Origin of the sequence: Lelliottia wanjuensis (genome assembly GCF_030238365.1) — a bacterium.
Taxonomy (GTDB): domain Bacteria; phylum Pseudomonadota; class Gammaproteobacteria; order Enterobacterales; family Enterobacteriaceae; genus Enterobacter; species Enterobacter wanjuensis.
On record NZ_JASSOT010000047.1, the window covers coordinates 14615 to 38892 of the forward strand.

20 protein-coding genes are annotated in these 24278 nt (G+C 57.5%); 9 read left to right on the forward strand and 11 right to left on the reverse strand.

The genetic code is table 11. The annotated features are described in order from the left end of the window. Positions 1-28 precede the first annotated feature (28 nt). From ebgR to ygjK, 6 genes are all read left to right on the forward strand, one after another. Positions 29-1012, forward strand: a complete 984-nt coding sequence (gene ebgR / locus QQF33_RS03595) for a transcriptional regulator EbgR (RefSeq protein WP_285148224.1) — start codon at positions 29-31, stop codon at positions 1010-1012. A gap of 220 nt (positions 1013-1232) precedes the next feature. Then, positions 1233-4292: a beta-galactosidase subunit alpha gene (gene ebgA / locus QQF33_RS03600; RefSeq protein ID WP_285157395.1), complete on the forward strand. Its 3060-nt coding sequence runs from the start codon at positions 1233-1235 to the stop codon at positions 4290-4292. After that, positions 4292-4741, forward strand: a complete 450-nt coding sequence (locus tag QQF33_RS03605) for a beta-galactosidase subunit beta (protein ID WP_285145563.1) — start codon at positions 4292-4294, stop codon at positions 4739-4741. Before ebgA ends, QQF33_RS03605 begins: the two co-directional genes overlap by 1 nt. 56 nt (positions 4742-4797) lie before the next feature. Then, complete coding sequence (locus QQF33_RS03610; protein ID WP_285148221.1) at positions 4798-6246, forward strand: amino acid permease; 1449 nt, start codon at positions 4798-4800, stop codon at positions 6244-6246. 18 nt (positions 6247-6264) lie between these two features. Beyond that, complete coding sequence (gene ygjJ, locus QQF33_RS03615) at positions 6265-7323, forward strand: protein YgjJ (protein WP_285145564.1); 1059 nt, start codon at positions 6265-6267, stop codon at positions 7321-7323. A 16-nt stretch (positions 7324-7339) separates the two neighbouring features. Next, the gene (gene ygjK, locus QQF33_RS03620; protein WP_285157396.1) at positions 7340-9691 is read left to right on the forward strand and encodes an alpha-glucosidase; all 2352 of its coding nucleotides are present in this window, start codon (positions 7340-7342) and stop codon (positions 9689-9691) included. A gap of 111 nt (positions 9692-9802) precedes the next feature. On the opposite strand, the gene lsrG is transcribed toward ygjK, so the two are convergent. From lsrG to lsrA, 6 genes are read right to left on the reverse strand one after another with little or no spacing between them, the layout of a single operon-like run. Continuing rightward, positions 9803-10099 (reverse strand): (4S)-4-hydroxy-5-phosphonooxypentane-2,3-dione isomerase, encoded by a 297-nt coding sequence (lsrG, locus tag QQF33_RS03625; RefSeq protein WP_285145566.1) that lies wholly within the window; start codon positions 10097-10099, stop codon positions 9803-9805. Then, the gene (lsrF, locus tag QQF33_RS03630) at positions 10096-10983 is read right to left on the reverse strand and encodes a 3-hydroxy-5-phosphonooxypentane-2,4-dione thiolase (protein WP_285145567.1); all 888 of its coding nucleotides are present in this window, start codon (positions 10981-10983) and stop codon (positions 10096-10098) included. Before lsrF ends, lsrG begins: the two co-directional genes overlap by 4 nt. A gap of 11 nt (positions 10984-10994) precedes the next feature. Next, positions 10995-11996, reverse strand: a complete 1002-nt coding sequence (gene lsrB / locus QQF33_RS03635) for an autoinducer 2 ABC transporter substrate-binding protein LsrB (RefSeq protein WP_095283484.1) — start codon at positions 11994-11996, stop codon at positions 10995-10997. After that, positions 11993-12976: an autoinducer 2 ABC transporter permease LsrD gene (lsrD, locus tag QQF33_RS03640; protein WP_285148217.1), complete on the reverse strand. Its 984-nt coding sequence runs from the start codon at positions 12974-12976 to the stop codon at positions 11993-11995. Before lsrD ends, lsrB begins: the two co-directional genes overlap by 4 nt. Continuing rightward, complete coding sequence (gene lsrC, locus QQF33_RS03645) at positions 12977-14008, reverse strand: autoinducer 2 ABC transporter permease LsrC (protein WP_285145568.1); 1032 nt, start codon at positions 14006-14008, stop codon at positions 12977-12979. Further along, positions 14005-15492 (reverse strand): autoinducer 2 ABC transporter ATP-binding protein LsrA, encoded by a 1488-nt coding sequence (gene lsrA, locus QQF33_RS03650; RefSeq protein WP_285148215.1) that lies wholly within the window; start codon positions 15490-15492, stop codon positions 14005-14007. Before lsrA ends, lsrC begins: the two co-directional genes overlap by 4 nt. A gap of 217 nt (positions 15493-15709) precedes the next feature. On the opposite strand from lsrA, the gene lsrR reads away from it, so the two are divergent. Then, the gene (gene lsrR / locus QQF33_RS03655; protein WP_282494246.1) at positions 15710-16681 is read left to right on the forward strand and encodes a transcriptional regulator LsrR; all 972 of its coding nucleotides are present in this window, start codon (positions 15710-15712) and stop codon (positions 16679-16681) included. A 33-nt stretch (positions 16682-16714) separates the two neighbouring features. After that, positions 16715-18295 carry an autoinducer-2 kinase gene (lsrK, locus tag QQF33_RS03660; RefSeq protein ID WP_285157397.1) on the forward strand — a complete coding sequence of 527 codons (1581 nt, stop codon included), beginning with the start codon at positions 16715-16717 and terminating at the stop codon, positions 18293-18295. A 44-nt stretch (positions 18296-18339) separates the two neighbouring features. On the opposite strand, the gene QQF33_RS03665 is transcribed toward lsrK, so the two are convergent. The 4 genes from QQF33_RS03665 to QQF33_RS03680 all read right to left on the reverse strand — a co-directional run bounded on the left by QQF33_RS03665 (position 18340) and on the right by QQF33_RS03680 (position 20798). Beyond that, positions 18340-18813 carry a DUF943 family protein gene (locus tag QQF33_RS03665; protein ID WP_285148213.1) on the reverse strand — a complete coding sequence of 158 codons (474 nt, stop codon included), beginning with the start codon at positions 18811-18813 and terminating at the stop codon, positions 18340-18342. Between the two features lie 99 nt (positions 18814-18912). Next, a complete protein-coding gene (locus QQF33_RS03670; RefSeq protein WP_285148212.1) occupies positions 18913-19386 on the reverse strand; it encodes a DUF943 family protein in 474 nt (157 codons plus the stop codon). A 99-nt stretch (positions 19387-19485) separates the two neighbouring features. Next, a complete protein-coding gene (locus QQF33_RS03675; RefSeq protein WP_285148211.1) occupies positions 19486-19959 on the reverse strand; it encodes a DUF943 family protein in 474 nt (157 codons plus the stop codon). Further along, positions 19959-20798, reverse strand: coding sequence for a YPO3983 family protein (locus QQF33_RS03680; RefSeq protein ID WP_285157398.1), 840 nt, complete (start codon positions 20796-20798; stop codon positions 19959-19961). Before QQF33_RS03680 ends, QQF33_RS03675 begins: the two co-directional genes overlap by 1 nt. 234 nt (positions 20799-21032) lie before the next feature. Between QQF33_RS03680 and QQF33_RS03685 the strand changes: the two genes are divergently transcribed. Then, complete coding sequence (locus tag QQF33_RS03685; protein ID WP_285157399.1) at positions 21033-23054, forward strand: NADPH-dependent 2,4-dienoyl-CoA reductase; 2022 nt, start codon at positions 21033-21035, stop codon at positions 23052-23054. Between the two features lie 84 nt (positions 23055-23138). Here QQF33_RS03685 and rlmG read toward each other — a convergent pair whose 3' ends face one another. Next, entirely contained in the window at positions 23139-24275 is a 1137-nt protein-coding gene (gene rlmG, locus QQF33_RS03690) for a 23S rRNA (guanine(1835)-N(2))-methyltransferase RlmG (protein WP_282491739.1), read from the reverse strand. Between the last annotated feature and the right edge of the window lie 3 nt (positions 24276-24278).

Consider the following 24278-nt stretch of genomic DNA (forward strand, 5'->3'; position numbering starts at 1 on the left):
TATTTTAACTCCCGCGCTGAGGGGCCCCATGGCAACACTGAAAGATATCGCAAAGGAAGCGGGCGTGTCGCAGGCTACCGTGTCGCGCATTCTGAACGACGACCGGACGCTGAACGTCAAAGAGGAGACCCGCCACCGGATCCTCGAAATCGCTGAAAAACTGGAATATCGCGGGAGCAGCGCGCGCAAAAGCCTGGTCCAGCACGACGCCTGTCACCACGTGCTGGCGCTCTACAGCTACCGTCAGGAGCTGGAAATCAACGACCCCTACTACCTGGCCATCCGCCATGGCATTGAAACCCAATGCGAAAAGCTGAATATCGGCCTGACGAATTGCTATGAAAATCAGGGGCTGCCGGAGATCAGCAAGGTCAGCGGGATCCTGATTGTCGGCAAACCGGCAGAACCAATGCGCCAGGCAGCAGAGGCCCTGAGCGACAATATCTGCTTTATCGATTTTCACGAGGCGGGTTCCGCTTTTGACTCGGTGGATATCGACCTGGTGCGCATCAGCAAAGAGGTGATCGACTTCTTCGCCGCACAGGGCGTACAGCGCATCGGCTTTATCGGCGGGGAAGACGAGCCGGGCAAAGCGGACATCCGCGAAAAAGCCTTCGTCGAATATGGCCAGCTTAAAGGCGTGGTGTCGGAGAAAGACATCTGGCGCGGCGGCTTCTCCAGTTCGTCGGGCTATGAGCTGGCGACGAAGATGCTGGCGCAGGAGGATTTCCCCGAGGCGCTGTTTGTCGCCTCGGATTCTATAGCCATCGGCGTGCTGCGGGCGATCCACGAGAAAGGGCTGACGATTCCGCAGGATATCAGCCTGATTAGCGTCAACGATATCCCCACCGCCCGCTTTACCTTCCCGCCGCTGACCACCGTGCGCATCCACTCGGAAATGATGGGCAGCCAGGGCGTGAACCTGCTGCTGGAAAAAGCGCGCGATGGCCGTGCGCTGCCGCTGCAGGTGTTTGTGCCGAGCCGGTTGAAGTTGCGCGGTACGACGCGTTAAACCCCATGCCGGGTGGCGGCTACGCCTTACCCGGCCTACAAAAACAACCATTCTCCTGTAGGCCGGGTAAGGCGTAGCCGCCACCCGGCAATTTCCCCACCCTCCTCCCTACCCCCTTATTTTCGTGATCCGCTTAACTCATTTCAGTTTTACTGATTTTATTTAGTAAAATATTTACTAAACTCCCCTGCAATGATGTTTTAACCCGCAGGGAGATGAGATGAACCGCTGGGAGAATGTTCAACTGACGCACGAAAACCGGCTGCCGCCGCGCACGTACTTTTTTGCTTATCAGGATATCGACCAGGCCCGCCGCTTTGCCCGTGAGGCCAGCAGCCATTTTCTGCTGCTGAGCGGCCAATGGACGTTCCGCTATTTCGACCACCCGCTGGAAGTGCCAGAGTCCTTCCCCCACCAGCTGATGAGCGACTGGGGCCAGATCGGCGTGCCGTCCATGTGGCAGCTGGAAGGCCACGGCAAGCTGCAATACACCGACGAAGGATTCCCCTTCCCGATTGACGTGCCGTTCGTGCCGAGCGCCAACCCGACCGGGGCCTATCAACGCCTGTTCACTCTCGGCGACAGCTGGAGCGCGCGCCAGACGATTATCAAATTCGACGGCGTAGAGACCTATTTCGAAGTCTACGTGAACGGCCACTACGTCGGGTTCAGCAAGGGCAGTCGCCTGACGGCGGAGTTCGATATCTCCCCTTACATTCACGCGGGTGAAAACCTGCTGTGCGTCAAAGTGATGCAGTGGGCCGACTCCACCTACATCGAAGATCAGGATATGTGGTGGACGGCGGGGATTTTCCGCGACGTCTACCTGGTGGGCCGCCAGCTCACGCATATCGACGATTTCACCGTCACCACCACCTTTAACGACGACTACCGCGACGCCACCCTCGCCTGCCACATCGAGCTGGAAAACCTGACTGCCCAGTCGGAAAAGGTCACCCTCGAGGTTCAGCTTTTCGACGGCGAAAAGCCGCTGTATCAGGGCGAAACCCAGACCAGCGTCGGGAAGCGTCAGACCGTTGACTTCAGCATCGACGTCAAACAGCCAAAGCAGTGGTCAGCCGAAACCCCGCATCTCTATCACCTGCTGCTGATCCTGAAAAACGCCGCAGGCGACACGCTGGAAGTGGTCCCACAGCGCGTGGGCTTCCGCGATATCCAGGTGCGTGACGGCCTGATGCTCATCAACAACCGCTACGTGATGCTCCACGGCGTTAACCGCCACGATAACGATCATCGCAAGGGCCGCGCGGTGAGTATGGATCGGGTGGAAAAAGATCTGATCCTGATGAAGCAGCACAACATCAACTCGGTGCGTACCGCCCACTACCCGAACGATCCGCGCTTTTACGAGCTGTGCGATCTCTACGGCCTGTTTGTGATGGCGGAGACGGACGTCGAGTCCCACGGTTTCGCCAACGTCGGCGATCTGAGCCGCATCACCGACGATCCGACGTGGGAAAGCGTGTACGTTGAGCGCATCGTGCGCCACGTGCAGGCGCAGAAAAATCATCCGTCGATTGTCATCTGGTCGCTCGGCAACGAGTCCGGCTACGGGTGCAACGTCCGCGCGATGGCGAAAGCCTGCAAGGCGCTGGATCCCACCCGTCTGGTGCATTACGAAGAGGACCGCGACGCCGAAGTGGTGGACATCATCTCCACCATGTACACCCGCGTGCCGCTGATGAACGAGTTCGGCGAATTTCCGCACCCGAAACCGCGCATCATCTGCGAATACGCCCACGCCATGGGCAACGGTCCCGGCGGCTTAAGCGAATACCAGAACGTCTTTTATCGTCACGACTGTCTGCAGGGGCATTACGTCTGGGAGTGGTGCGATCACGGTATTCAGGCGCAGGACGCGGACGGCAAAACGTTCTACCAGTACGGCGGTGACTTTGGCGACTACCCGAATAACGCCAACTTCTGCCTCGACGGGCTGATCTACTCCGATCAAACCCCAGGCCCCGGCCTGCGGGAGTACAAGCAGGTGATCGCCCCGGTGAAAGTTCACGCCGTCGATGTGGCGCGCGGCGAGCTGCGGGTCGAGAACAAACTGTGGTTCAGCACACTCGACGACTACACCCTGCGCGTGGAGATCAAAGCCGAAGGCGAGTTGCTCAGCAGCCAGGCGCTGAAAGTAAGCGATTTAGCCCCGAACAGCGCCCGCACCGTTCAGATTACCGTCCCAGAGACAGACGGTCGCGAAAGCTGGGTCAACGTCTTCGTCAGCAAAGATTCCGCCACGCCCTACAGCGATGCGAATCACCTGATTGCCCAGTATCAGTTTGCGCTGGCCCCGCGCACGCATGCCGCGAAGCCCCTGGCCGTCAGCGCCACGCCGCTAATCGTCCGCGATGAACGCCTGACCTGCACCGTCAGCGGGCACAACTTCCGCATGGCGTTCTCAAAACTCAGCGGCAAGCTCACGTCGTGGCAGGTGAACGGTGAAGAGTTGATTGCCGAAGAGGGCAAAATCAATTTCTTCAAGCCGATGATTGATAACCACAAGCAGGAGTACGAAGGGCTGTGGGAACCGAATCATCTGCAGATCATGCAGGAGCATCTGCGCGCCATTGAGATTTCCCGCGACGGCGATGACCTGGTAATGGAAACCCGCACCACCCTGGCGCCGCCGGTGTTTGATTTCGGCATGCGCTGCACCTACTGCTGGCGCGTCACTCCGGCGGGCGCCCTGAGCGTCGAGCTGTCGGGGACACCGTACGGCGACTATCCGCACATCATCCCGTGCATCGGCTTTACGCTCGGCATCAACCAAAACCTCAACCAGGTGACGTACTACGGGCGCGGGCCGGGCGAGAACTACCCGGACAGCCAGCAGGCGAACCTGATCGACGTCTGGAAAAGCAACGTCAACGCGATGTTCGAGAACTACCCGTTCCCGCAGAACAACGGCAACCGCCAGCAGGTGCGCTGGGCGGCGCTAACCAGTCATAGCGGCCACGGCCTGCTCGTGGTGCCGCAACAGCCGATCCACTTCAGCGCCTGGCCGTACCGCAGCGAGGCGATCCACGCCGCGCGCCACTGCAACGAACTCGAGCGCAGCGGGCACATCACGCTGAATCTTGACCACCATCTGCTGGGACTGGGTTCGAACTCCTGGGGCAGCGAAGTGCTGGACAGCTGGCGCGTGCGCTTCCAGCCGTTCCGCTACGCCTTCACCCTGCTGCCGACCTGCGGCGATGTGCAGACCCAGGCGTTTTCTCTCACTCCCGCAGCCGCCGAAAGCGAGGCCGAATAATGGATATTTTGAACAACCTGGAAGAGTTTACCCGCCGCTACCAGGGCGGTCGCAAATGGCAGCGCTGCGTGGAAGCCATCCACAACATCGACAACATTCGCCCCGGCGTGGCCCATTCGATTGGCGATTCGCTGAGCTATCGCCTGACCACCGACACCACCACCGACGCGCTGTTTCTCGGGCACAGACGATATTTCGACGTGCATTACTACCTGCAAGGGGCGCAAAAAATCGAGTTTGCCCCGAAAGCACAATTACAGGTGGTGGAGTGCTACCGCGACGAAACCGACCGCGAGTTTCTCAAAGGCTGCGGCAATACGGTGGAGGTGCACGAAGGACAGATGGTGATCTGCGATATCGACGAAGCCTACCGTTTTATCAGCGACGGCGCGGTGAAAAAGGTCGTCCTGCGGGTGACCGTTGAAGACGGCTATTTCCATAACAAATAAAAAATCCGGCGGCGCCGATGTAGCGCCGCTATCCTCCCTGTACCTGGAGATTCGTTATGTCAGAGTCCACTGTTTTACAGTCCAAGCGTAATACCATCGGCAAGTTCGGCCTGCTGTCGCTGACCTTTGCCGCCGTTTTTAGCTTCAACAACGTCATCAACAATAATATCGAGCTGGGGCTGGCGTCCGCGCCGATGTTCTTCCTGGCGACGCTGTTCTACTTTATTCCGTTTTGTCTCATCATCGCCGAATTCGTCTCGCTGAATAAAAACTCCGAGGCGGGCGTGTATGCGTGGGTGAAAAGTTCCCTCGGCGGGCGCTGGGCGTTTATTACCGCCTACACCTACTGGTTCGTGAATCTGTTCTTCTTCACCTCGTTATTACCGCGCGTCATTGCCTACGCCTCCTACGCTTTTCTCGGCTATGAGTACATTCTCACGCCGTTTGCCACCGTGGTGCTGAGTCTGGTGCTGTTTGCCTTTTCGACGTGGGTCTCGACCAACGGCGCGAAGATGCTCGGGCCGATCACCTCCGTCACTTCCACGCTGATGCTGCTCCTGACGATGTCCTATATTCTGCTGGCGGGCGCGGCGCTGGTCGGCGGCGTGCAGCCTGCGGATCCGATCACCGTCGAGGCGATGATCCCCAACTTTAACTGGGCGTTCCTCGGGATTACCACCTGGATCTTCATGGCCGCGGGCGGCGCGGAATCTGTCGCCGTATACGTTAACGACGTGAAGGGCGGATCGAAATCATTCGTCAAAGTGATCATCCTCGCCGGGATCTTCATCGGCGTGCTCTATTCCATCTCCTCGGTGCTGATCAACGTCTTTATCAGCAGCAAAGAGCTGAAGTTTACCGGCGGTTCGGTGCAGGTATTCCACGGTCTGGCGGTGTACTTCGGCCTGCCGGAAGTGCTGATGAACCGCTTTGTCGGCCTCGTCTCCTTTACCGCCATGTTCGGCTCCCTGCTGATGTGGACCGCCACGCCGGTGAAAATCTTCTTCTCGGAAATCCCGTCCGGTATTTTTGGGCCGAAAACCGTCGCCCTCAATGAGAACGGCGTTCCGGCGCGCGCGGCGTGGATCCAGTATCTGATCGTGATCCCGCTGATGATTATCCCGACCATGGGATCAAACACCGCGCAGGATCTGATGAACACGGTGATCAACATGACCGCCGCCGCCTCGATGCTGCCGCCGCTGTTCATCATGCTGGCCTACCTGAACCTGCGCCGCAAACTCGACCACCTGCCGCGTGATTTCAAAATGGGCTCACGCACCACGGGTACGGTCGTTGTGTCGATGCTGATTGTGATTTTCACCATTGGCTTTATTGCCTCCACCTTCCCGACGGGCGGCAATATTCTGACGATTGTGTTCTACAACGTCGGCGGCATCGTGATTTTCCTTGGCTTTGCGTGGTGGAAATACAGCAAATACATCAAGGGATTATCGCAAGACGAAAAAAAGATTGAAGCCGCTCCTGCTTCGACGGCCTCCTGATCACACCCGAAAAACAAAATGAAAATAACACCGACTCTTTACGGGGCACTGGCTGCCCTCTCTTTTTGCACGCCATCGATGGCCGCGGAAGAAGCAAGACCAGCAGAACATGACGACACCCGCACGCCGGAACTGAGCGCCACGTCATACCGTTTTTACGGCGAGCTGGGCGTCGGCGGGTATATGGATCTCGAAGGCCCGGAGAAACACAAATACAGCGACGGAACATATATCGAAGGCGGGCTGGAGATCAAACACGGCCCGTGGTTTGGCCTGATCTACGGCGAAGGCTGGACTGTACAGGCGGACCATCAGGGCAACGCCTGGGTTCCCGACCACAGCTGGGGCGGGTTTGAGGGCGGTCTGAACCGTTTTTACGGCGGCTATCGCACGGAGGACAGCACCGAAATCATGCTCAGCCTGCGCCAGGATTCGTCCCTCGACGACCTGCAATGGTGGGGCGATTTCACCCCGGATCTGGGCTATGTCATCCCCAACACCCGCGACATCATGACCGCGCTGAAAGTGCAAAACCTGGCGGGCAAACTGCGCTACAGCGTGACCGCCACGCCCGCCGGGCATCACGACGAGAGCAAGGCCTGGCTGCACTTCGGCAAGTACGATCGCTACGACGATAAGTACACTTATCCGGCGATGATGAACGGTTATTTACAGTACGAATTCATCGACGGCGTGACCTGGATGAACGGCCTGGAAGTGACCGACGGCACCGGCGAATTGTTCTTAACCGGACTGCTGTCACCCAATCTGGCCGCCCGCGCATGGCATCATACCGGGCGCGCCAAAGGGCAAAACGTGCCGGGCACGGAGACCGGGTTTATGGCAAGCGCGATGGTCGAAACCCTGAAAGGGCTCTACTTCTCCACCGCCTGGAGCTACGCCAAACATCGCCCTGATGATTCCGCCAACGAAACCACCTCGTTTATGCAGTTCGGCATCTGGTACGAATACGGCAACGGGCGTTTTGCTACCGCCGCCGACAGCCGCTGGTACATGAAAACCGCCTCGGGCGACCCGAGCGACCAGGTTTTCCTGATGCAATATTTCTACTGGTAACAAGGACCGATTGACCATGAAACTGACCACCCCACTTGCCCCGCTGGCCTGCGCGCTGCTGCTCAGCCTGTCGGCGCATGCAACGACTGCCGACCACTATAAAAACGTGATTAACCGCGTCGGCGCGCCGCACTACATGCAGGATTTCGACAGCGACGACCACCAGCGATTTAACCCCTTCTTCGATCTCGGGGCCTGGCACGGACATCTCCTGCCCGACGGCCCGGAAACCATGGGCGGCTTCCCCGGCCCGGCGCTGCTGACGGAAGAGTACATCAACTTTATGGCCACTAACTTTGACCGCCTGACGGTCACCCGCGGCGGCAAAAAAGTGGATTTCACAATGCAGGCCTGGAGTCTTCCTGGCGCGTTAGTCCAGACCCTGACCGCGCCGGGCGTGAAGATCGTCATGACCCTGCGTTTCGCCAGCCCGCGCACCTCGCTTCTGGAAACGCAAATCACCACTGACGCGCCGCTGGTGCTGCAATGGGACGGCGAGCTGCTGGAAAAACTGGAAGCCAAAGAGGGCAAAGCGGTCTCCGATAAAACCATCGACGCAGCGTACCCGGACTATCAGCGCCGCCTGATCGCCACGCGCGATGGCGTGAACGCGACCTTTGGCAAAGTGCGTTCAACCTGGGATCTGCTGACCTCCGGGGCATCGCAGTATCAGGTGCATAAGTCGATTCCCGTTGAGACCCACATTGACGGGCATCGCTTCACCAGCACCGCGCGCGTCAACGGTTCGACGAGGATCTGGACGACGTATTCCCATCTGCTGACCGCCGATGACGTCAGCCATGAGAAGGCGCAGATCCGCGATATCCTCGCCCGTCCTGCGCACTTTATGCAGGCGTCGGAGCAGCGCTGGGAAGGTTATTTGCAGCGCGGGCTGACCAACCCGGACGCCACGCCGGAACAGACGCGCGTCGCGGTAAAAGCCATCGAAACCCTGAACGGCAACTGGCGCTCGCCGGGCGGCGCGGTGAAATTCAATACCGTCACGCCGTCGGTCACCGGGCGCTGGTTCTCCGGCAACCAGACCTGGCCGTGGGACACCTGGAAGCAGGCGTTTGCGATGGCGCACTTCAACCCGGAGATCGCTAAAGAGAACATCCGCGCGGTCTTCTCGTGGCAAGTGAAAGCCGACGATAAAGTGCGCCCGCAGGATGCCGGATTTGTCCCGGATCTGATCGCCTGGAACCTCAGCCCGGATCGCGGCGGCGACGGCGGGAACTGGAACGAACGCAACACCAAGCCGAGTCTTGCGGCCTGGTCGGTGATGGCGGTTTATAAAACCACCCAGGACAAAGCCTGGCTGGAGGAGATGTACCCGAAACTGGTGGCTTATCACGACTGGTGGCTGCGCAACCGCGATCACAACCACAACGGCGTGCCGGAATACGGGGCGACGCGCGATAAAGCCCATAACACTGAAAACGGCGAGATGCTGTTCACGGTGAAAACTGGCGATAAAGAACAAACCCTTTCAGGGCTTAAGAATTACGACACGACCGTCAGCAAAGGCCAGTACGACAGCCTGCAAATTCCGGCGCAGGTGGCGGCCTCCTGGGAGTCCGGACGCGACGATGCGGCGGTGTTTGGCTTTATCGACAAAGATCAGCTGGATAAATACGTGCAGAACGGCGGGAAGCGCAGCGACTGGACGGTGAGTTTCGCCGAAAACCGCGACGCCAAAGGCACCCTGCTCGGCTATTCCCTGATGCAGGAGTCCGTCGATCAGGCGAGCTATATGTTCAGCGATAACCGCTATCTGGCGGAAATGGCGACGATCCTCGGCAAACCCGAAGCGGCGAAGCACTACGCGCAACTGGCGGATAAACTCGCGGAGTACATCAACACCTGCATGTTTGATGCGAAAACGCAGTTCTATTACGACATTCGCATCGAAGATAAACCGCTGGCCAACGGCTGCGCGGGCAGACCGATCGTCGAGCGCGGCAAAGGGCCGGAAGGCTGGTCGCCGCTGTTTAACGGCGCGGCAACGCAGGTGCACGCCGATGCGGTGGTGAACGTGATGCTCGACCCGAAAGAGTTTAATACCTTTGTGCCGCTCGGCACCGCGGCGTTAACCAACCCGGCGTTTGGCGCAGATATCTACTGGCGCGGACGCGTGTGGGTGGATCAGTTCTGGTTTGGGCTCAAAGGGATGGAACGCTACGGGCATCGCGACGCGGCGCTGAAACTGGCGGATACGTTCTTCCAGCACGCCAAAGGGCTGACCAGCGATGGGCCGATTCAGGAGAACTACAACCCGCTGACCGGCGCGCAGCAGGGTGCGCCGAACTTCTCATGGAGTTCTGCGCATTTGTATATGTTGTATAACGATTTTTTCCGTAAGGAGTAGTCTGGGCCCCTCACCCCGGCCCTCTCCCCAGGGGAGAGGGAGAAAACCGAATGCCCCCTGATCGCACTGGACGGTCCCCTCTCCCTGTGGGAGAGGGTTAGGGTGAGGGCATCAGCCTTCCGGCATCAACCCCACAAAACTCCGTTTCTTACGCGGCTCCGACATCAACGCCTCAAGCTTATCGACGCACGCCAGATAGTGCGGGGTCTGCTTGTGCGCCAGCACCGCCTCTTCGTCTTTGTACGCCTCGTAGATAAAGAACCGGGTCTTCACCCGCGGGTCCTGCAGCACGTCAAAACGCAGATTCCCCGGCTCCTGAATCGCCCCTTCGTGGTTGGCGCGAAACACCTCCAGAAACTCATCCACGCGTTCCGGTTTGATATTGATTTCCACTAACGTCACATTCATTTCACCTCTCCCTGTTTCTCTTCCTGCCAGAACTGGAACGCCTCGCGGGCGCTCATGTTCTCGTGTACCACTTTTTTCACCGCTTTCAGCATCGCCAGCGGCGCGCTGGACTGGAAGATGTTGCGCCCCATGTCCACGCCCGACGCCCCCTGATCGATGGCGCGGAAACACATCTCCAGCGCCTCGTGCTCCGGCAGCTTTTTACCCCCGGCGATCACAATCGGTACCGGGCAACTGGCGGTCACTTTTTCGAAGCCCTCTTCCACGAAATAGGTTTTGACGAACTGCGCCCCCATTTCAGCGGCAATGCGGCTGGCGAGCGAAAAGTAGCGCGCGTCGCGGGCCATCTCTTTCCCGACGCCGGTCACCGCCAGCGTCGGAATGCCGTAGCGGTTTCCCGCATCCACCAGCTTGATAATGTTGTTGATCGACTGATGCTCAAACTCGCTGCCGATATAGACCTGCGCCGCCACGGCGCAGACGTTCAGGCGCAGCGCATCTTCCATCGCCACCGCCACGCACTCGTTCGACAGCTCGCCCAGAATCGAGTTACCGCCCGACGCGCGCAGCACCACCGGTTTGTTGGTGGCAGGCGGCACCTGGCTTCGCAAAATGCCGCGGGTACACATCAGCACGTCGGTTTCGGCAAACAGCGGGGCAATCGACAGATCAATGCGCTCAAGCCCGGTGGTCGGTCCCTGAAAATAGCCATGGTCAAAGGCCAGCATCACCGTCCGGTTGCTTTTTGGATTGAAGATGCGCGCCAGCCGCGACTGCATTCCCCAGTCCAGCGCCCCGCAGCCTTTCAGGGTAAAGGGCACGTTCTGCTGCGGCGTGCCGATGCCAAAATCTTTTCCGTCTTTGATGTCATCTAAATCAGCCATGTTCTCCCCCGTCAGAAGTCGTATTTGTCGATGTTCTCTTTAGTGAACACCACGCGCTCCGGCAACAGCACGATGCCGTTCCCTTTCGCCTCATACTGATAACCCTGCACGCTGTTCGGCTCGACCTTCAGCACGCCGATGCCTTTCACATCCACGCTGTCGCCCACGTTAAGATCGCCTTTTTTCAGCAAATGATCGGCGACATTGACCGCAATTTTGCCCTGCTGCACCACATCCCACAGGCCGAAGGCTTTCACCGTGCCGCGCTCGACGTACGGGCGCATCACGTTTGGCGTACTAAAGCCGACAATCGCCACACCTTCGCGCTTGAGGTTCTCCGCCGCCTGCGCCGCCGCTGGCAGGGCGTTGGCGTCCGGGGCGATGATCGCATCCAGATCCGGATAGGCTTTTAAAATCCCTTCAGCGGTTTGCAGGGATTTGGTGGCGTCGTTATAGCCAAATTGCGTGGTCACGACCTGCCACTGCGGATGGTCTTTCTCGATTTTGGCCTTCGCCTCTTTCACCCACTGGTTCTGGTCGGTCACGGTGGGGCTGGAGTAGAAGAAGGCGACCTTGGCGTTCGGTTTGGTGACCTGTTTTCCGGCCATATCCACCAGCAGGCCGCCGAGCTGTTCCGGCGTGCCCTGGTTGATGTAGACGCTGCGGCATTCGGGTTTGGTGTCGGAATCCCAGGTCAGCACTTTCACGCCGCGCTGCATCGCGCGTTTCAGCGCCGGGCAGAGCCCGTCCGGCGAGACGGCGGAGACGATAATGGCGTTGAAGCCCTGGTTGACGAAGTTGTTGATGAGCTGCACCTGGCCGGAGACGCTCGGCTCGGTCGGGCCGTCGTAGGTCACGTCCACGCCGAGTTCTTTACCCGCCTCTTTCGCGCCGTTGCCACCGCTGGTAAAGAAGCCGACGCCGACCAGTTTCGGAATGAAGGCAATCCGTTCGGCGGCCTGCGCCGAGGCAAAGCTTAACGCCATCGCCAGGACTATCAGTTTTGTTTTCATCTTACGCTCCGGGTATTTTTTGTGAGAAGAGTGCGCAGCCATTCACGGTGCAGACTCAGCGAACGTCCCATCACCACCACAACCAGCAGCGCCCCTGACAGCGCGCTCGACACCTGATTGGGGATGCCGACCATCTGTAAACCCTGCTGCAGATACCCCACCAGCAATGCCGCCAGCGCCGTACCGACAACCGAACCTGAACCGCCATAAATATTTGCCCCGCCGAGCACCGCCGCCGTGAGCGCAGGCATCAGCAGGTCGCGCCCCAAATCGGAACGCGCCGAGCCGAAATAGGAGACCATCACCAGGGCGGCAATCGCCGAGGCCACGCCGACCAGGCCGTACAGGGCATAGGGCATGCCGTTGACCGACAGCGCCGCATAGCGCGCCGCGCGCGGGTTTTGCCCGATCAAAAACAGGTGTCGGCCAAAGCGCCCGCGATGGGTGATCAGCCAGAAGAAGAAGGTGATCGCCGCGAACAGCACGAGCGGGATCGGCAGGCCAAACAGCGTGAGGTTGGCAAACGCCGTGAAGCTGTCCGGGAAGCCGCCGATGCCCTCGTAGCCGGTCGCGCCAGCCATGCCCGAGAGCAGCAGCGCCCCGCCGCCGTAGAGGTAGAGCGTGCCGAGAGTGATCACCAGCGGGCTGATGCCGGTGTAGTGAATTAGCGCGGCGTTAAACAGGCCGCACAGCAGGCCGAGCACCAGCGTGAGCGGGATCGCCAGCCCCATCGGCCACCCCGCCTGCATCATCACGCCCAGCGCAATCGCGCACAGGCCAATGGTCGAGCCGAGAGAGATATCAATCCCGCCGCTGATGATCACCAGCGTCAGCGGCAGCGCCACGATGCCGATGCAGATGAAGTCGCTGGTGCTGAACAGCAGCATGTTGATGTCTAACATCCGCGGGTTGATGGCCCCGAACAGCAGGATCTCCAGCACCAGTAAAATCAGCAGCGCGCTTTCCCAGTTAAGCTTCATTTACGCCACCTCTTTTTTGCGTTTCGGAAACGGGGTGACGTGCTTTCCCCCTTTGTTGCCCGGCTGGAAACGGCTGTACTTCAGCGCGCGCTGATGGCGGGTCAGCGCCTGACGCAAGCGCCCGTCGAGGACCAGCACGCCGAGCAGCACCAGCCCGGCGATAAAGTCATTCCACCAGGCCGGGAGTTTGAACAGCACCAGCACGGTGTCGATTTGCGTGAGGAAGAAGGCACCGAGAAACGCGCCGATCAGCGTCCCGGTTCCACCGAGAAGCGAAATCCCACCCAGCACGCAGGCGGCGATGGCTTTCATCTCCAGCCCGCTGCCGGTCTGATTGGGCACAAAACCGATCTGCGAGGCGAAGACGATCCCGGCGCAGGCGGCCAGCACACCGTTGAGGGTAAAAGCGATCATCCGGGTGCGGTTTACCGCCACGCCGAGCTGACGCGCGGCGGCGAGGTTATCGCCCACGGCGTAAAAATCGCGGCCCGACGCGGTACGCGACAGGGTCCACGCGCCGATCAGCGCCAGAAACAGCACCACCATCCCAAGCGGCGAAATGCCGACAGCGACCGGCTCCGACAGGGCTTTCAGGCTTGAGGGCAAACCTTCGATCCACTTTCCGCCGGTCCACAGCAGCATCGCCCCGCGGTACAACCCCAGCGTGCCGAGGGTGGCGACAATCGCCGGGATGCGCAGCCCAACCACCAGCAGCCCGTTAAAGGCCCCCGCCAGCGCGCCAATCGCCACGGCAAACAGCATAGAAACCGGCAGGCTGTAGCCGTTGTTCAGCGCCACACCGACGGCAATGGCGCACAGCCCGACGGTAGACCCGACCGAGACATCAATGTTGCGCGTCAGCATCACCAGGGTCGCGCCCAGGGCCAGCAGGATCAGGATTTGCGAGCTGGCGAAAATCATCCCCAGCGTCTGAAAGCTCAGATAGGCCGGATTGAGGGCCACCAGCACGCCGAACAGCGCCAGAATGGCGAGGAAGGCGCTCAACTCGCGGTTTTTCAGTAACGTCTTCATGATTGCCCTCCAAAGGCCAGCGCCATCATCCGGTCGAGGCTCACGGCGTGGCGCGGCAGTTCACCGCTGAGCACGCCCTGATGCATCACCAGTACCCGGTCGGCAAGGCCCGGAAATTCATCGAGATCGCTGGAGATCATCAGCACCGCCACGTTCTGTGCCGCCACGCTTTTGATCAGCTGATAGATGTCTGCGCGGGCCGATACGTCCACCCCGCGCGTCGGTTCATCGACGATCAGCAGCAGCGGATTGGCCTCCAGACAGCGCGCCAGCAGCACTTTCTGCTGATTACCGCCCGAGAGCGTACGCACGGTTTGATCCGGGTGATTGAGTTTGATCCCCAGCGCCCGGTGATAACGCTCCACTACCGCCGCTTCGCGCTTGCGCTGCTGCCAGATGGACGGCTCATTCAGCGCCACAGTGTTCCAGCGGATCGGCGCATCAAGGAACAGGCCGGACACCTGCCGATCCTCCGGCAGATAGACCAGCCCTTTATCGAGACGCGACAGCACCGAATCGCCGCCGATCTCCTGATTCTCCAGCCAGATCTTTCCGCCGCGCACGGGCCGCAGTCCGTAGAGCGTTTCGGCAAACTCGGTGCGCCCGGATCCCACCAGACCCGCCAGGCCGACGATCTCCCCGGCGTAGATCTCCAGATTCAGATCGATAAAGCCTTCGCCGGTCAGATCTTCCACCCGCAGCACCGGGAAATCCTGCGCCTGGGTGCGGCGATTGCCCGGCAGGGCCAGCCACAGTTTTTGCGTGTCGCTTAAGGCATGATCCCGGCTGACGGGCGTCATGGCGGCAATTAAGGCGTTGTCATCAAATTCAGTCGTTTCGCCGCTCAGCACCACCGCCCCGTCGCGCATGACGGACACATGGCTGGCAAGCTGGCGGATCTCCGGCAGTTTGTGGGAGATAAATACGATGCCGACGCCGAGGGCCTGCAACGCGCGGATCTGGCGAAACAGGCGCTCGGTTTCCCCAGGGGTGAGCGACGCAGTCGGTTCATCGAGGATCAGGATCTTCGCCTCGCGCATCAGTCCGCGCAGGATCTCCACCATCTGCTGATCCGCCACTTCCAGGGTGCTGGCGGCGGCGTCGAGATTGAGCTGGCACTGGAGCTGCTGGAGTTTCTCGGCGAGGCGTTTTTCGAGCGTATTCTCGCGCGGCAGGCGAAAGAGAATGTTTTCCCGCACGGTGAGATTGGGAAACAGCATCGGCTCCTGCGGCACCAGATAAATGCCTAACTGGTGCGCCTGGCCGGGCTTGAGGCGCGCAAATGGCTTCCCTTCCACCGTCAGTTCACCGCCGTCGGGCGTTTCGACCCCGGCGATGATTTTCATCAACGTTGATTTTCCCGCGCCGTTCCCGCCCATTAAGGCGTGAACCTGACCGGACAGCAGCGTGAAATCAATGCCTTTCAGCACCGGTACGCCGGAGAACTGCTTGTGGATATCACGCGCTTCGATCAGGACCGTCATCATCGCTCCGTTATTGAACAAATGATTTTTTGATTTAATAATGTTCAAAAGCGTAGACGGTGAACTATATTGACAACCGTGCAGGGATCACAATTTCATGGATTGAGATCCTAATTACTGAGCATCGATTTTTAAATGATCCGTTTTGCCGCGTGGCTCACACTTTCTGCCCGCGTCAGAGCGAACATATGATCTAAATTTTTATAAGAGTTCAAATATGGGCGATAAACGCATTGCCGAAGAGAGTCGGTTTGCCGGACTGGCGCTGGCAGAGGAAGAACTGGTCGCCCGGGTGGCGTGGTGTTACTACCACGACGGCCTGACGCAGAATGATATTGGCGAGCGCTTAGGCCTGCCGCGCCTTAAGATCTCGCGCTTGCTGGAAAAAGGGCGTCAGTCGGGGGTGATCCGCGTACAGATTAACTCCCGCTACGAAGGGTGTCTGGCGCTGGAGACCGAATTACAGCAGCGCTTTAACCTGAAAATGGTGCGCGTGGTGCCGGCCCTGAATACCGCGCCGATGAACGTGCGCCTCGGGATTGGCGCGGCGCAGTCGCTGATGGGTTTACTGGAACCCGGACAGCTGCTGGCGGTGGGATTTGGTGAAGCGACCATGAGCTGCATTCAGCACTTAAGCGGCTTTATTAGCTCCCAGCAGGTGCGGCTGGTGACGCTGTCCGGCGGCGTGGGGCCGTATATGACCGGCATCGGCCAACTGGATGCGGCCTGTAGCATCAGCATGATCCCGGCTCCGCTGCGGGTTTCATCGGCAGAAGTGGCCGGAATTTTAAAACGCGAAGCCAGCGTGCGGGATGTGATCCTCGCCGCCACCGCCGCCGACGCAGCGGTCGTGGGGATTGGCTCCGTGAATCAGCGCCGTGACGCCACCATTTTGCGCTCGGGCTATATCAGCGAAGGCGAGCAGCTCATGTATGCGCGCAAAGGGGCGGTCGGCGACATCCTCGGCTATTTCCTCAACGCCGCAGGCGAGCGGGTGCCGGATCTGGAGATTCATCAGGAATTGCTCGGCGTCACGCTCGACGAACTGGCGCAGTTGCCAACCATCGTCGGCGTGGCCGGAGGGGAAGAGAAAGCAGATGCGATTTACGCCGCACTGAAAGGTCGCCTGATTAATGGCCTGGTGACGGAAGAGACGACAGCCCGCGCGGTGCTGGCCCTGGCGAACTAAGCCACCTGCCCCGTGCCAGACACGAGGCATGCTATGAGTTATCTTTTAGCGTTAGATGCAGGGACGGGAAGCGTTCGCGCCGTAGTTTTTGATTTGCAGGGCAACCAGATTGCCGTCGGCCAGGCGGAGTGGAAACACCTGAGCGTGGAGAACGTGCCTGGCTCGATGGAGTTCGATCTCGACACCAACTGGCGGCTGGCCTGTCAGTGCATCCATCAGGCGCTGGAGCGTGCGCACCTGAGCGCGGCGGATATTCAGTCTGTCGCCTGCTGCTCAATGCGCGAGGGGATTGTGCTGTACGATCGCAACGGCGACGCCATCTGGGCCTGCGCCAACGTCGATGCCCGCGCCAGCCGCGAAGTGGCGGAACTCAAAGAGATCCACGACTACCGTTTCGAATCCGAAGTGTATGACGTTTCCGGCCAGACTCTGGCCCTCTCCGCCATGCCGCGCCTGCTGTGGCTGGCGCATCATCGCCCGGATATCTATCGCAAAGCGGCGACGATCACCATGATCAGCGACTGGCTGGCGGCGAAGCTCTCCGGCGAGCTGGCGGTGGACCCCTCTAACGCGGGCACCACCGGGATGCTCGATCTGTTCAGCCGCGACTGGCGCCCTGCTCTGCTGGATATGGCCGGGCTGCGCGCCGATATTCTCTCGCCGGTCAAAGAGACCGGTACCGTTCTCGGGGCCGTGACCCGCGAGGCGGCGTCGCAGAGCGGTCTGCGCGAAGGCACGCCGGTGGTGATGGGCGGCGGCGACGTGCAGCTGGGCTGTCTGGGGCTGGGTGTCGTTCGCGCCGGGCAAACCGCGGTACTGGGCGGGACCTTCTGGCAGCAGGTGGTGAATCTCCCACAGGTGCGTACCGACCCGGAGATGAATATCCGGGTGAATCCGCACGTGATCCCCGGTATGGCGCAGGCGGAATCCATCAGCTTCTTTACCGGGCTGACGATGCGCTGGTTCCGCGATGCGTTTTGCGCCGAAGAGAAGCTGATTGCCGAGCGAATGGGGATGGACGCCTACGCCCTTCTCGAAGAGATGGCAAGTCGCGTTCCGGCGGGTTCACACGGCGTGATGCCGATCTTCTCCGACGCGATGCATTTTAAGCAGTGGTACCACGCGGCACCGTCGTTTATTAACCTCTCCATCGACCCGGAAAAATGCAACAAAGCGACGCTGTTCCGTGCGCTGGAGGAGAATGCGGCGATTGTCTCCGCCTGCAATCTGGCGCAGATTTCGCACTTTTCCGGCGTGACGTTTGAGAGCCTGGTCTTCGCCGGTGGCGGTGCAAAAGGGGCTCTCTGGAGTCAGATCTTATCCGATGTCACCGGACTGCCGGTGCGCGTCCCGGAAGTGAAAGAGGCGACTGCGCTGGGCTGCGCGATTGCGGCAGGTACGGGGGCCGGGTTGTATGCGGATATGGCCTCCACGGGGGAAAAACTGGTGCGCTGGAGCCGGGAGTTTACGCCTAATCCTGAGCACCGCGAGCTGTACGACGGCATGATGCAGAAGTGGCAGGCTGTCTACGCCGATCAGCTTGGGCTGGTGGATAGCGGGCTGACGACGTCGATGTGGCAGGCGCCGGGGCTTGTAAGGGTTGTGGCACCTTGAAAAGATGCCGGATGGCGCGATGCTTATCCGGCCTACCTTCGATATTATTGATTCAGATATTCTGGCCGAAAAACGCGTTCGATTTTGTTATCGGGAGTGAGTTGGTACTCGATGTTACTGTCCGTATAAAAACGAGTATTGCTATAAGGATTTTCATAAACAGATAAAAAATAATTTTTAACGACACAATTATTTTCATTTTGTATCGTTGGGATGCAAAACAGATCCTCATGCGGGCTTTTCTCATTATTGGTGAAACCATCACTAATATCGATGATGTAATAATATTGCCATGCATTATCATATGGTGGGTATTTTCGTTTAAGTTCATCACGTCGAGCCAGATACCAGTCAATTTTTTCTCGGTCGGTCCAGGGCATATGATCCACGACTAATGTCACCGTTATGCCTTCATTAGAATAAACATACAGTATATTGACGGGCCTTATTGTCCATAAATTATAGAATGCCCCAAGAAGGAACAGACATAACAGCATAGCGGGTAGTTTCTTTTTCATTATTATTTCTCGAGTTTTTCTACCGAGTTAAAATTCGGTAGAGCAAAGTTTAAATGCAAAACCCCTGTGCCACATCGCTTATCCGGACTACCTTCACCATTATTGATTCAGATATTCTGGCCGAAAAACGCGTTCGATTTTGTTATCGGGAGTGAGTTGGTACTCGATGTCACTATCCGGATAAAATCGCAGGCCGCTATTCGTATATTCATCAACAATTAAAAAATAGTTTTTAACAAGGCATTTATCGTCACCTTTTATCTCAGAGATGCAAAACAGATCCTCATGTGGACTTTTGGCATAATTAGTGAACCCGTCACTGATATCGGTGATGTAATAAGTTTGCCACGTATTATCGAATGATGGGTATTTTCTTTTAAATTCATCACGACGAGCCAGATACCAGGCAATTTTTTCCCGGTCGGTCCAGGGCATATGATCCACGACTATTGTCACTGTGACACCTTCATCAGAATAGATATACAGTATATTGACGGGCCTTATTGTCCATAAATTATATAATGCACCAAGAAGGAACAGACATAATAGCATCACTGGAAGTTTCTTTTTCATTATTATTTCCCGATTTGCTCTACCGAATGAAAATTCGGTAGAGCAAAGTTTAAATGTAAAACCCCTGTGCCACATCGCTTATCCGGCCTACCTTCACCATTATTGATTCAGATATTCCGGTCTGAAAATGCGTTCGATTTTATTATCGGGGGTGAGCTGGTACTCATTTTCACTGTCCAGATAAAAATGCGTATTGCTGTCAGGATCTTCCCGAACAATTAAAAAATAATCTTTAACAAGGCAATTATTCTCACTTTTTATCGTTGGGATGCAAAACAGATCCTCATGCGGGCTTTTCTCATAATTGGTGAACCCGTCACTAACATCGGTGATATAATAGGATTGCCATATATCTCCAAAATAAGGGTATTTTCTTTTGAAATCATCACGACGGGCCAGATACCAGGAAATTTTTTCTTGGTCGGTCCAGGGCATATGATCGACAACTATTGTCACTGTGACGCCTTCTTGAGAATAGACATACAGAATATTGACGGGTCGTATCGTCCATAAATTATAGAATGCACCAAGAAGGAACAGACATAACAGCATAACGGGTAGTTTCTTTTTCATCACCATTTCCCAATTTTCTCTACAGTATGAAAATTCGTAAAGAAAGGTTTAAATGCAAAATCCCTGTGCCGCTGCAAGAAAAACCAAATACGGAAAAATCGAAATTTATTATAAAGTTTATTTTGAATATCGATGACATCAAGTCCAAAATGATCCTGGGCTTCGAAAAATAAAGTCGCACTCCAACCCATAGCATATTCCTGTAGCGAAAAAAGCGTTATGCTTTGGGCTGCAATATCATGCACCGTAATACCTAGTCCATTAATCCTATCTTCATTAGAGTTAAATTTAGGCAAAGCCGAACGTAATAATGTATATTTAATCTCATGTAAGAGCTCTGGATAATTATAGTTTTTTTTTGAAAAAAACTTCCCAATATAACTTTCTACTAGTAAGCGTGGGTTATCCTGTAAATAGCTATTTAATCTCTCATGAAATGCCAAATTCAGCCGTTCACTATAAAACCCGCAGCCATTGCCAAACCTAAAATGATCAATCATCTCTCCAATAAGCATCTTATACTTGCCCTCAAAAGAGAACATCTGGGAAAGCTCCTTCATTTCGTTAAATAAAATATCAACACACTGCTGGTGAGATATTTTTACACCCGATACCGATGAACTAAAGGGGGAGTCCAGTTCATATCGATTAGGAAGGTCATAGCGAACAAGCCGGTAGGGATCGACTTTCGCAGAGATATCCCTGAGACCGAGCGCCAGGAGTTCTCGCTCCCCCATATCACCACACTGCATGTCGTCGGCACTCCTGTCATCAAAGCGCGAGACCGTTTCAAAGAGTGTGCAGGGGAGATACATTGATGAGCTGAAAGAGTTATCCATTTATTATTCATCCATTTAATAATCAATGAGTTATGAAATTTCAGTCTCACACGTTAAAATAAAAACCCTTTCATAAACAGGTCTTTTATCAAATTGTTTATTGCTGGGCTTTGGGTAGTCAGATCTTTGAATCCCATCACATTCACCGCACTCCTCTTTTCCCCTTTTGCCTGCGACTGGCTAAATTAGTAACTCATCCGACCACATAACAATAATTTTACACTGGAAGAGATTATGAGCCGCTATCCGTCGCTTTTTGCCCCCCTCGATCTGGGGTTTACTACGCTCAAAAACCGCGTGTTGATGGGCTCTATGCATACCGGTCTGGAGGAGCATCCGGACGGCGCTGAGCGTCTGGCGGCGTTTTATGCCGAGCGCGCGCGCCACGGCGTGGCGCTGATTGTCACGGGAGGCGTGGCGCCTGCCCCTTCTGGCGTCGGCATGGAGGGCGGCGCGGTGCTGAACGACGTCAGCCAACTGCCGCATCACCGGATTGTGACCGACGCGGTGCACAAAGAAGGCGGCAAAATCGCCCTGCAAATCCTGCACACCGGGCGTTACAGCTATCAGCCGCATCTGGTCGCCCCCTCCGCCATTCAGGCACCGATCAACCGCTTTAAACCCCACGCTCTCACCCACGAGGAGATCCTCGCGCTGATCGACGACTTCGCCCGCTGCGCCGCACTGGCGCGTGAAGCTGGCTACGACGGCGTGGAAATCATGGGTTCCGAAGGCTATCTGATTAACGAATTTCTGGCCGCACGCACCAACCAGCGCGATGACGAATGGGGCGGCGATTATCCGCGCCGGATGCGCTTTGCCGTCGAAGTGGTGCGGGCCGTACGCGAGCGCGCCGGGGCTGATTTTATTATCGTCTTCCGCCTGTCGATGCTCGACCTGGTCGAAGGTGGCGGCACGTTTGACGAGACCGTTCAGCTGGCGCAGGCCATCGAAGCAGCGGGCGCGACTATCATTAATACCGGCATCGGCTGGCACGAGGCGCGCATTCCGACGATCGCCACGCCGGTCCCGCGCGCGGCGTTTAGCTGGGTGACACGCAAACTGAAAGGCAAAGTGTCGATCCCGCTGGTCACCACCAACCGAATCAACGATCCGCAGGTCGCAGACGACGTGCTGGCAAAAGGCGATGCCGATATGGTGTCGATGGCGCGTCCGTTTCTCGCCGATGCGGAGCTGCTGTCCAAAGCGCAGAGCGGTCGCGCGGATGAGATCAACACCTGCATCGGCTGTAATCAGGCGTGTCTGGACCAGATTTTTGTCGGCAAAGTCACTTCCTGCCTGGTCAATCCGCGCGCCTGTCACGAAACTAAAATGCCGATTGTTCCGGCGGTGAAAACCAAACGTCTGGCGGTGGTCGGTGCAGGTCCGGCGGGGCTGGCGTTCGCCATTAATGCCGCGTCACGCGGGCATTCGGTGACGTTGTTCGACGCCCTGGCGGAGATCGGCGGGCAGTTTAATATCGCCAAGCAGATCCCCGGCAAAGAGGAGTTTTACGAAACCCTGCGCTATTACCGCCGGATGATCGCCCTGACGGGCGTGGATCTGCGGCTCAATCAGTTTGTCCGCGCGGAAGATCTGACCGCGTTTGACGAAGTGATCATCGCCAGCGGGATCGCCCCACGCACCCCGGCGATCGAGGGCATCGATCACCCGAAAGTGCTGAGCTATCTCGACGTGCTGCGCGATAAAGTCCCGGTCGGCGAACGCGTGGCGATTATCGGCTGCGGCGGTATTGGCTTTGATACGGCGATGTATTTGAGTCAGCCGGGCGAAGCGACCAGCCAGAATATCGCTGAATTTTGCGTGGAGTGGGGGATCGACACCAGCCTGAATCAGTCCGGCGGTCTGCGTCCGGAAGGACCGCAGTTGCCGAAAAGCCCGCGCCAGATCGTGATGCTCCAGCGTAAAGCCAGTAAACCGGGCGAAGGACTGGGTAAAACCACCGGCTGGATCCACCGCGCGACGCTGCTGTCGCGCGGCGTGAAGATGATCCCGGCGGTAAGTTATCAGAAGATCGACGATGAGGGGCTGCACCTGACGATCGGCGGTGAGCCGCAGGTGTTACGCGTGGATCATGTGATTTTGTGCGCCGGACAGGAGCCAAAACGCGATCTGGCGGATCCGCTGCGCGAGGCCGGGAAAACGGTGCATTTGATTGGCGGGTGCGATGTGGCGATGGAGCTGGACGCCCGACGCGCGATTGCGCAGGGGACAAAACTGGCGTTAACCATTTAACCTGGTGCCCGGTAGCGCGGCGCTTACCGGGCCTACAAAACCTCACAGGCCGGTGCAAGCGACGCGCCGCCCGGCAAAAACAGTTTAGCGACGACGACCCAGTTTCACCGCTTTCAGCACCACGAATTTGTTATTGGTGGCGACGGTTGCGCAGTTACCGAAGATCTTCTTCAGTTTGTGGAAGTAGTCGAGGTGGCGGTTCGCCACGATGTACAGCTCGCCGTTAATCTTCAGGCAACGACGCGCGTGGTGGAACATCTCCCATGCCACGTTATCCGTCAGGGCGTGTTTCTGGTGGAACGGCGGGTTACAAATCACGGCGTTGAAGCGGAACGGCTCCACGCCTGACAGGGCGTTGTTGATCATGAACTCGCAGCGATCCAGGTTTTCCGGCATGTTGGTTTCAACATTCAGGCGGCTCGACGCCACGGCCATTGGCGATTCATCGGTAAAGATGACACTGGCTTCCGGGTTTTTCTCGAGCAACGTCAGGCCAACCACGCCGTTACCGCAGCCGAGATCGACGATTTCACCTTCCAGATTGTCCGGCAGATGTTCCAGGAAAAAGCGTGCGCCGATATCCAGACCCGTGCGCGAGAAGACGTTAGCATGGTTGTGAATGGTCCAGTTGGTTCCATCCAGCTTCCAGCTCAGAGTTTCTGGCGCATCGGCAAGTTCAGGTTTGGTGAACGTCGGGTTGATCAAACGCGCTTTTTTCCACGCCAGGGTGGTGGTGGTTGGACCCAGCACTTTTTCGAACAACTCAATTGTGGAGTTGTGGATATCACGCGCTTTGGCGCCCGCGATAATGCGCGTCTCTGGCGTCACGACCTGACGCAGGGCGCGCAGCTGTTGTTCCAGCAGAGCCAGCGTTTTTGGAATTTTAATGAGCACCACGCCCGGCGCCTGCGGGTATTCCGCGGTGCTGTCGAGGAACTTGACGCTGGATTCCGCGATATCGTTGTGACGCAGGTTTTCACGCGTCGCGAGCTCGCTTAAATAGGAGTCGCCGATGCTGTAAGGCGTGTGTTCGGCCAGCGCGCAACCCAGCGCACCGAAGGTGTCATTCAGGATCAGAACCGGGCCGACAATTTCAGTGTCATCCAACTGTTGCAGCAGATATTCATCCGCCGCTTCCCACGCCTGAAGCGGGTTAACGTCGTCCGTTTCCGGGAAACGTTTAAGATTGAGTGAACGGAAACCGTTGTCTAAGTGGCTCATCGG